Origin of the sequence: Parabacteroides sp. PFB2-10, assembly GCF_029893085.1 — a bacterium.
In the GTDB taxonomy this organism is placed as follows: Bacteria; Bacteroidota; Bacteroidia; order Bacteroidales; family Tannerellaceae; genus QVMG01.
In genome coordinates this window covers 205,549-212,856 of record NZ_JARXWI010000008.1, presented here as the reverse complement: position 1 = coordinate 212,856, position 7,308 = coordinate 205,549, and the positions used below count along the sequence as shown (strand labels likewise).

6 protein-coding genes are annotated in these 7,308 nt (G+C 46.6%); 1 reads left to right on the top strand and 5 read right to left on the bottom strand.

From position 1 onward, the window contains the following. The first annotated feature begins 638 nt into the window (after positions 1-638). Positions 639-1,751, top strand: coding sequence for a metallophosphoesterase (locus tag M2137_RS09470; RefSeq protein ID WP_280766186.1), 1,113 nt, complete (start codon positions 639-641; stop codon positions 1,749-1,751). A gap of 7 nt (positions 1,752-1,758) precedes the next feature. Here the strand turns inward: M2137_RS09470 and M2137_RS09465 are convergent, their stop codons facing one another. From M2137_RS09465 to M2137_RS09445, 5 genes are all read right to left on the bottom strand, one after another. After that, positions 1,759-2,229, bottom strand: a complete 471-nt coding sequence (locus M2137_RS09465) for a DUF456 domain-containing protein (RefSeq protein WP_280766185.1) — start codon at positions 2,227-2,229, stop codon at positions 1,759-1,761. A gap of 122 nt (positions 2,230-2,351) precedes the next feature. After that, positions 2,352-3,389, bottom strand: coding sequence for a hypothetical protein (locus M2137_RS09460; protein ID WP_280766184.1), 1,038 nt, complete (start codon positions 3,387-3,389; stop codon positions 2,352-2,354). Between the two features lie 153 nt (positions 3,390-3,542). Next, on the bottom strand, positions 3,543-5,873 hold the full coding sequence (locus M2137_RS09455; protein WP_280766183.1) for a TonB-dependent receptor: 2,331 nt from the start codon (positions 5,871-5,873) through the stop codon (positions 3,543-3,545). A 62-nt stretch (positions 5,874-5,935) separates the two neighbouring features. Then, positions 5,936-6,229: a transcriptional regulator gene (locus M2137_RS09450; RefSeq protein ID WP_280766182.1), complete on the bottom strand. Its 294-nt coding sequence runs from the start codon at positions 6,227-6,229 to the stop codon at positions 5,936-5,938. Continuing rightward, on the bottom strand, positions 6,222-6,821 hold the full coding sequence (locus tag M2137_RS09445; RefSeq protein ID WP_280766181.1) for a hypothetical protein: 600 nt from the start codon (positions 6,819-6,821) through the stop codon (positions 6,222-6,224). Before M2137_RS09445 ends, M2137_RS09450 begins: the two co-directional genes overlap by 8 nt. Positions 6,822-7,308: the final 487 nt, after the last annotated feature.

Below are 7,308 nucleotides of genomic sequence, written 5' to 3'. Positions count from 1 at the left end.
TGCTGCATAAAGGACTTAATATCTCATGAACCCGAAAAGGGTTCAATTGGCTAAGACCGACCTTTAATTCAACACCTTCGGCGTTGGTTTGTTTCTACATTCGCTATCACCCCCAGTCGTTCGCTTCGCTCTCTTCACTGGGGGTTATTAGGAGTTAAATTCCTTCCGGGCTTTCTGTAAACCTTCAATTTTTATCCTTTTTGAAGATCTTACCGTTCATTTTCGCACGTTAACCTCCAAAATGTTAAAAACTCGATTGTAAGCAAAATGCCCATTTTACTTACAATCCCATACGTTAAAAAGTGTTTCTCCCGGGAGTTTGTCTCCGAAGTCCTGCTTTTTTGCGCGCAAAGTCCTGCGGAAATTACAAATCGTAAATTGGGGGTTTTGCTGGAAATGGGCGAATTAACGTTTGTTCACATTATTGAGGATGGCGATTTGTTACATGATGGAAAGAATATCAGAATGTCCTTATTATATAAAAGCGATTGAATCGGTTTAAAAAAACTTAAGGCCTGACAACATCGTGTGTTCGTCAATTCATACCTTTTATTGGTATAAAACGTATAAAATAGAGGAGGAGGGGAGTACCTTATCTTTATTTTCCATAGTTTTGCTTTCCAATTCAATGCACGATTATGAGAATTTTACCTATACTGATGATGCTTTCCGTTGTATGCGGTGGATACGCTTATGTGTATTACCGGATATGGCAGATGATGCCACCGAGCTTGGTGGGGCGGATCATTCTGATCCTTGTTGGGCTTTTCTTGTTTCTTTGCCCGTTTATAAGCATGGGGTTTGGCGGCGTGTTCCCGGTTTCCGTCTCGGCTTTTATGTATAAAGTAGGTACCTCCTGGCTGATTGCACTGCTTTATCTGTTTATGTTGTTCCTGGTGTTGGATATATTGCGGGTAACGCATCTACTTCCGGTTGACAAAATCTTGTATAACAGTTGGATCGGACTGGGCAGCGTGGCCTGTGTGATGGCTGTGATCCTGTCGATCGGCTATTATCGTTATACACATAAAACAAGGGTGGAACTGACTATTCCCGTGAAGAAAGAGACATTGTCGGGCAGTCCGTTGAAGATTGTAGCCGTGAGCGACCTGCACCTGGGTTATGGTATCGGGAAAAAGGAGTTTGAAGGCTGGACGGAATTGATCAACAAGGAAAACCCGGATATAGTATTGATTGCCGGAGATATTACGGACAACAATGTCACGCCGCTTTACAAAGAAAATATGGGCGCTGTGTTTGGCCGGATAAAGAGTAAGTATGGCACCTATGTGATTCCTGGCAACCATGAGTATATTGCCGGCAAAGAGCAGGCCAGGGCGTTTCTGAGATCGACTGGGGTCACCCTCCTGGAAGATGCTGTTGCATTGGTAGGTGATCGTTTCTATGTCGTAGGTCGCGACGACCGCAGCAATGCCTCGCGCAAACCGCTCCGCGAACTGGTCGCCTCTTTGGATAATACCAAGCCGATTCTATTGCTCGATCATCAGCCCAACCACCTGGAAGAGGCGGAAGAAAACGGGATCGACCTGCAAATATCAGGACATACGCACGGCGGACAGGTTTGGCCGGCGACACTGGTCACCCAGGTGATCTTCGAGAAAGATCATGGCTACCTGCAAAAAGGAAATACCCATTATTATATAAGCTCCGGCTTGGGCATTTGGGGTGGTAAATTCCGTTTGGGTTCACAGTCGGAATATGTGGTGATCAACCTGGTAGGAGAAGAATAACAGCTTCTTAGAAGATAATCGCGTAAAACACATAGAAACAATACAACAATTTGAGTCCCGTGCCGAGCAGGAATCCGGCAAAGGCGCCCAATGCCGCTTTAAACGCTTTGTCTGCCCCGTTTCGGGCAAACAATAGTTCGCCGATAAAAGCGCCCAGTAGCATACCCATCAGCATACCGATGGCCGAGAAGAAAATACCAGCCAGCATACCGACAATGGAACCAATCGTCGCGTAACGGGAACCGCCTGATTTGCTGGTGATATAGGGCGGAAGCACATTGTCGATCACCGTGATCGCAATCATCGCCACAGCCGTCCATATCAAAAAAGAGGAGGAATAGTCTTGATAGCCGCTCCACTTCGCCAGCCAAAGCGCCAGATAGGCAACAGGAGGACCGGGCAGCGCGGGCAAAACAGAACCGGCAACCCCTATAATCACGCATATAAACGCCAATATCATTAGAAGAATACTTCCCATATGTGCAAATATAGGAAGTTTTTAACAATGAAGTGTTTGGGGAAATTCAAATCCGATAATTCAATTATTATATATTAAACAGGAGATCGCCGGATCAGAGAAGAGATAGGAGGAGTTTGTTTTTAGTTCTTTTCTATGCCCTCTTCTTCCAATAACTGGCGGATAGCAGTGCGTTCTTCGTCGGTGGTGGCTGTTTTTAGGGCGATTTGAAGAGCTTCCCGGGCGGCTTCATTTCCGTTTTGGTAGGCAGTGGTGAGCAGGGGGAGGACATCGGGCAGACCGGTGGTTGCCAATGCTGTGAAGTAGAGGTGTTTTTTGCTCTCGCCGGCCAGGATCATGCGGCGGCTTACTGTGTCAAAGCGGGTGGCGGGATCCTGCACATCCAACGAGGAAATGACTGCTTGTTGCAAATAGGGGATAGCATCCTCTTCGGCTGATTCCAGCATACCTGCAAGCAGGGTGAAGTCTTTTTCCGAAACCACCTCTTTCAAAGCGACCAGGGCTGCCTTCCGCACCTCCGGGGAGATGGATTTAAGTTGATCGAACACCGTATGCACATTCGCGTTTGCCTTGCGCTCAGCCAGGAGCTCCAGGCCGGCTATCTTCCCAGCGTCACCCGCTTGCGGGATTATACGAGCCACTGCCCGATCGATATCTCCCGGAAAGGTGGAAAGCGCCTTTTGCGCAATCGTTACCTCTTCGTTGTCGGGACTACTGAGCATGCCGGTCAACACGCCGATAAAATCAGGGTGACCAATTGCACTCATTACTTGGGCGGTTGCCTCTTTTACGTTGTTGTCGGGTGTTTTTAATTGATTGGCCAAGACCTGCGTGCCCGGTAGGTCGAACTTAATCTCCAGGCGACGCAGTTTTTCTTTTTTCTCCGGATTGGCGGCTTCTTTGGTTATCCATTGTAGGATATCTGTTTTTACCTCCGGTTTGGCTTTAGCCATCGTTTTATAGACATCGATATACATCGGCGTATCGGCATAAGCCGACGCTGCTTCGAGCGCGGTAGTGCGTTGTGTGCGATCCGGATTCTTCAGGGCGGTGAGCAACTGCTTCGTTGCTGCGGCTTCCGCCTTATTTTGCGCGTATACACCGGAGAGACTCCCGATTAACAGGAAGAAATATAAAAAGTAGAAATAACGGATATTCATATTGCCTGATCGAATAATGACTCGTTGCAAATATAATGAAATAAAAATAAAGGAGAAGACGGAGTTCACAGAGAAGCGCCAATAGCGCTTCTCTGTGAACTCCGTCTTTCAAATAGAGCTTCGTGTCTTTGTGTTAAAACTCTGTCGCTTCGCTTAAAAGGCAATCGATACTTCGGCGCCTACCTGCAGGGGTTTGCCCAATTGCATGAAGGAGGCGTTTTTGTTGTTGGTGCTTTTCGATTCCACATAGAAGGTGGCGTAGTCGGTATCCAACAGGTTGCGTGCCCAGAGGCTGAGGTTGACAATGCCTTTGCGCACACCTACCTTCGCATTCAGTAATCCATAGAATTTCTGTGTCACATCGTTCTGCTCGGTCCAGAAAATCTTTCCCGCGCCATTGTATTGTGCCGATGCGGTCAACTGATCGATCCAGCTATTGCGAAGCAGCTTGTTGTATTGCAGGCCAAGGCTGAGGGTATGACGCGGCGTATAGGGAATAAACTTGCCGGCATAGTCATTTATGCCGTCGTTGTAGTCTTTGAAGGTCGCGTGGGTGTATCCATAGTTGACATCAGCCGAGAGATCTTCAAAGAGCTGGGCGCGAAGCGACAATTCCACCCCATAGCTTTCTGCCTTTCCGGCGTTGGTCAGGACACGGCCGCTACCACTTTCAACGAATTTGGTCAGTTGAAGATCCTTGATATCCATATAGAAAAGGGTGGCTTCGGCATGAAGGCGGTTTTCTATCAGTTCGCTACGGGCACCTAATTCATAGTTCCAGCTCTTCTCCGGTTTGTAAGACATCACCTCTTCCAACGGAGCAGGCGTTTCCACCGGCAGGGTAATATTCATGTGCATCTCTTGAAACTTCTGATTGAAGGCATTCATCATATCATACTTCATGTGATCCTTCATGATATCGGCTGACATCTGCACGTTATAGCCTCCGGTTTTATATCCTTTGGCCACAGAAAGGTAGGTAAAGGTAGAGGGGGTGCATTCGTATTTCAGCGATACCTTGGGCAATACCTGCCAGAAATCCTGCGATACCTGCTCGTCGATCACTGTTTCGTCGTACCAACTGCTGAGATCGATCGCCGGACTGGGACCGGGCATCTTTCCCGAGAGCATCATCTTACCATTGCTACGGTAGGTCATCTCCTGCTTTTCATAATCGAGACGCAGACCGGCAGTCAATGAAAGGCCGGGCGTAAACAGGTTATTGATCGTAGATTGGTGGAACAAAGCGGTTCCGTAAGAGGGTGTCTCAAAGCTTCCGGGGATATATAATTCATCGCCGGTCACGTTTAACGCAATGGGCGCTTTGATCTCATCGAATATACTCTGAAACATTTGCATACCATCCTTCTTAAAGGTGACAGGCCCTTCGGTATTCAATTGGTTATAGAAGCCATACAGTCCGAATGACCATTGCCAATTGCCGGTATGATTGCTCTTAATCGCTATCTCTTCGCTCCAGGCGCGTTGCAGTTGTCGTTGGTTGAGGGTAAATACAGAGGTGGTGTCGTAGTCCTGATCCATGCGCATATCATCTTTCAGCCATTGGAATCCCGTGGTGCTTGTCAGCAATATCCGGTCGGTTTTGTATTCTAATTGCAGGTGGTTCGCCAGCGTATTGCGTTTGTATGAGCTCGGATCGTTCACCATGACGGGGGCAGTCTCTCCGGTTTCTTCATTGTATTTTCCATACGGAAAGGCGCCCTGGTCGGCATAGTCGTACGAAAAGGTATAGGCGGCGGTCAGACGGGGCGTGATGCGCCAGTCGAATTTCACGCGGCCTCCTGCCGATTCTTCCGCGTCGGCCTTCTTGCCGGTGTATTCATTGGTGAAAAAGCCATCGTTGCGGTCGTAGTAGGCACTGACCGAGAGGCCAACCGTCTCGCTTAGTTTGTTGTAATGCGATGCTTTCACCTTCAGTTGACCGTAGTTACCGGCGGAAACCGACAACTTAGTGCCCTGGAAATTGAAAGGCGAAAGGGTATAGATATTGACAATACCTCCCATCGCGTTTCTTCCGTAGAGCGTACCCTGTGGTCCGCGCATTACTTCGATACGTTGGATATCGGCAAATTCAAAGTCGAACGTGCTCTTATCTAAGTAAGGAATATTATCGACATAGAGTCCGACCGACTGTCCGCTGCTGCGCGCTCCGATGCCTCGGAGGTAAATGGCGGAGGTCATTTTGGAACCATAGTCGGGAATATATAGATTAGGTACAAACGCGCTGATGTCTTTCAAGGCGTCGATCTGTCGTCCGTTGATCAGTTGCGGAGAAAGGATAGAGACCGAACCAGGCAGTTTGCGCAGGTTATTCGTCTCTTTGGTCGACGAGGTGACTACGATGGCATCCAGGTTGTATGTCTTGATGGTGTCATTCTCGTGAGGAATCTCTTTCTCCGCACGCAAAAACGGGGTGGCCAGTAAGGCCAGGCATAGGAGCATGCCAGCTTTTCTCTTTCTCATTGTAGCATTTATTTTTCGCCTGCAAAGGAAAGGAAAAAGAGAAGAACGGGCAATCACTACATTTAGTGATTTTGTATGTTGATATAACTCTTCAATGCTTCGATGTATTTCTCGAAAGCATGGATACCTTTGAAGGTCACTTTGCAGATGGTCTGCGGTCGTTTCCCTTTGAAAGTTTTCCGGACATCGATATATCCCGCCTGTTGCAATTTATCGATCTGCACGCTCAGGTTCCCGGCCGTCGCGTTTGTCTTCTCTTTCAAGTAGACAAAGTCGGCCTCTTCCACGGAGATCAGAATAGACATAACCGCCAATCGGAGCTCCGAAAGCAATAATGGATCTAATTCTTTAAACATTTCTTTTGCGGGATTTATAGTTTAGATAATGCCCGGGAATAACCATCATAATCAGAAAGATAAGGGAGAATATTTGCAGCATCATCGTATAGGGCATCCGTAATATAAGAACAGTAGAAAGTATCATCCCTAATACACCGGCAATCACCAACGGACGGAAATTGATCACCAGCCCGGTCAATGTTGTTCCGATTCCCATAATCAACACAATGATAAACAAGAGTGGCAACCGGTATAGAATAGAAACGACCGACAATAAAAAGCCGGTGATGCCTAATACAACCCAGATATAATTGATTACCTTATCTACATAGGTGGATACATGTGGTTTCTTTCCCTGCTTTTTATAATGTATCATCGTCATGATTCCGGCACAAACCGGTAAAAGAAACCAAAGCCATTGCCATACATAGTCTCCTGTTCTCATTATCATGACCCATACTGCCATTGTTACAATTACGGTAGTGTATCCCCATATCAGAAACATGGTTCCACTGCCTTCTTCCATCCGCTCCTGTGTGTTGCGGATCATGCGGGAGATTAACTCCAAGCTCTCTTTCTCGTTTAATTGTCTGTCTTGCATCTCTTCCATAATGTGTTGAATTTGTGTATAATAATACGGGTTTATATAAATAAAATCAATTTGATTGTGCAAATATAAATAAGTTTATGATATAAACCAAACTATTACGTAAATTTTTCTGTACATAAATCTTCCGACCTCGAAATAGACGATTTCCTTGCACTTTAGGTAATGGTGATGCGAAACAATGTTTTCTGCCTACCTACAAACGAAAATCGGATCAACTCCAATTTGCAAATTGTCAAATTGGAGAATGTTTTTTTTTGAATCCAGGATGGATTATGATTTGATTGTTTGATTAAACAAAATGTGCTGATGGTTGGCAGTAGGGCGGCGTAAAAACCAATTTCCATCGCCCAGAATAGATACCTATAGAGACGTGCTATGGGGATAGGGTTGTTTGCTTTTGCGGAATCGAATATTTTCTACGGACATGCCATATGTGACATCTCCTGGAGAATGCCCGTCAGACAGACGGAAGGCAAACCCCAGGAGA